A 2,500-nucleotide genomic window follows, 5' to 3' on the forward strand; every position below is an offset into this window, starting at 1 on the left:
CAGGTTAGGCGATGAGTTCCCCGTCCCTGTCGGCACGGTCATTATGCCCCGTTCTTTTTGGCCCTGCCCTGTGTGTGGGCGGTTGAGCGGGTCGTATTTTGTGGTGTTTTGTCGTTCAGAGAGATTTTTTATGTGGTGTATTTTTTAGGATTGGCGGTGACCTACTCTCCCACGTCTTGAGACGCAGTACCATTGGCGCTGCAGCACTTAACGGCCGGGTTCGGGATGGGACCGGGTGTTTTGCTTGCGCTATGACCACCAATCCAAAGAAACACACCTGGCTGCGCCCGGTGTGTTTCTTTGGATTGCGCACGATGAGCGTCTGCGTAGCAGGCGCGGTCGTGCACGGTTAGGAACCTGGTGCAGCCGGATCACATCGTTTGTTTCCAAGTCAAGCAGACTGTTTTTGTGGTGTATGCTTTTGCCAGTCAGGCGTTTGCCTGTCTTCTACTGGATCAAATCAAGCCTATCGGACAATTAGTACCGGTCAACTGAACGCATTGCTGCGCTTACATCTCCGGCCTATCGACGTGGTAGTCTGCCACGGTCCTCAGGGATACCTTGTTTTGAGGGGGGCTTCCCGCTTAGATGCCTTCAGCGGTTATCCTGTCCGATCATAGCTACCCAGCACTGCCATTGGCATGACAACTGGTCCACCAGTGGATCGTTCACCCCGGTCCTCTCGTACTAGGGGCAACTCCTCTCAAGTATCCTACACCCACGGAAGATAGGGACCGAACTGTCTCACGACGTTCTAAACCCAGCTCACGTACCTCTTTAAACGGCGAACAGCCGTACCCTTGGGACCTGCTCCAGCCCCAGGATGAGATGAGCCGACATCGAGGTGCCAAACGATGCCGTCGATATGGACTCTTGGGCATCATCAGCCTGTTATCCCCGGCGTACCTTTTATCCGTTGAGCGATGGCCCTCCCACTTGGGACCACCGGATCACTATGGCCGTCTTTCGACTCTGCTCGACTTGTCAGTCTCGCAGTCAGGCTGGCTTCTGCCATTGCACTCAACGAGCGATGTCCGACCGCTCTGAGCCAACCTTCGCGCGCCTCCGTTACTCTTTAGGAGGCGACCGCCCCAGTCAAACTACCCGCCACAGAGGGTCCCGGATCCGGATGACGGACCGCGGTTAGATATCAAGCGAGGCAAGGGTGGTATCTCAAGGGTGGCTCCACAGGGACTGGCGTCCCTGCTTCGAAGCCTACCACCTATCCTGCACATGCCTGGCCTGATACCAGTCTGAAGCTGTAGTAAAGGTGCACGGGGTCTTTCCGTCTAACCGCGGGTAACCTGCATCTTGACAGGTAATTCAATTTCGCTGAGTCGATGTTGGAGACAGCGGGGAAGTCGTTACGCCATTCGTGCAGGTCGGAACTTACCCGACAAGGAATTTCGCTACCTTAGGACCGTTATAGTTACGGCCGCCGTTTACCTGGGCTTCAATTCAGAGCTTGCACTCCTCCTTTTAACCTTCAGGCACCGGGCAGGCGTCAGACCCTATACGTCGTCTTGCGACTTCGCAGAGCCCTGTGTTTTTAGTAAACAGTCGCCACCCCCTGGTTTGTGCCCCCAGCCACTAGTTGCCTAGAAACTGGGCCTCCTTCTCGCGAACTTACGGAGGTATTTTGCCGAGTTCCTTCAACATCGTTCTCTCAAGCGCCTTGGTATTCTCTACCAGTCCACCTGTGTCGGTTTCGGGTACGATCTTATAGAGGGGCTATTTCCAGGAACCTCTAAGCTGCCCATTCAATCCGATAAGGATGAACAACCTTCGAGATCCGTCACCACCTCATGGCCCAGGAATATTAACCTGGTTCCCATCGACTACGCCTTTCGGCCTCGCCTTAGGGGTCGGCTTACCCTGCTCAGATTAGCTTTAAGCAGGAACCCTTGGACTTTCGGCGACAGGGTCTCTCACCCTGTTTGTCGCTACTCATGTCATCATTCTCGCTAGTGATCTCTCCACCCGATGGCTCACGCCCGGGCTTCATCGAAAGAGCTTTGCTTGCGCTACCGCCTCCGGCTACTTGAGCGCGTTTCCGCGCCTCGTATCCAGGCGATAAACAAGCATAGCTCTATGTCACACTACGCTCCGCTACCATGCACTATGTGCATCCTCAGCTTCGGCTCATGGCTTGAGCCCCGTTACATCTTCGCCGCAGGACAACTTATTTAGACCAGTGAGCTGTTACGCTATCTTTAAAGGATGGCTGCTTCTAAGCCAACCTCCTGGTTGTTTTGGTCGTCCCACCTGCTTTCCCACTTAGCCATGAATTAGGGGCCTTAGCTGGAGGTCAGGGTTGTTTCCCTCTTCACGACGGACGTTAGCATTCGCCGTGTGTCTGCCATCTAGTACTCCCGGGTATTCGGAGTTTGGTTAGGATCAGTAAGCCTGTGGGGCCCCATTACCCATCCAGTGCTCTACCCCCCGGGGTATTCGGATGACGCTCTACCTAAATAGATTTCGCGGAGAACCAGCTATCTCC

At 54.6% G+C, this 2,500-nt stretch carries 2 rRNA genes (1 of these 2 cut by a window edge); both read right to left on the minus strand.

What is annotated here, in order from left to right:
* Positions 1-148 precede the first annotated feature (148 nt).
* Positions 149-263, minus strand: a 5S ribosomal RNA gene (rrf, locus tag K5R33_RS18915).
* 193 nt (positions 264-456) lie between these two features.
* A 23S ribosomal RNA gene (locus K5R33_RS18920) occupies positions 457-2,500 on the minus strand (it continues 818 nt past the right edge of the window).

This window comes from Jannaschia pagri (assembly GCF_019655435.1).
In the GTDB taxonomy this organism is placed as follows: domain Bacteria; phylum Pseudomonadota; class Alphaproteobacteria; order Rhodobacterales; family Rhodobacteraceae; genus Jannaschia; species Jannaschia pagri.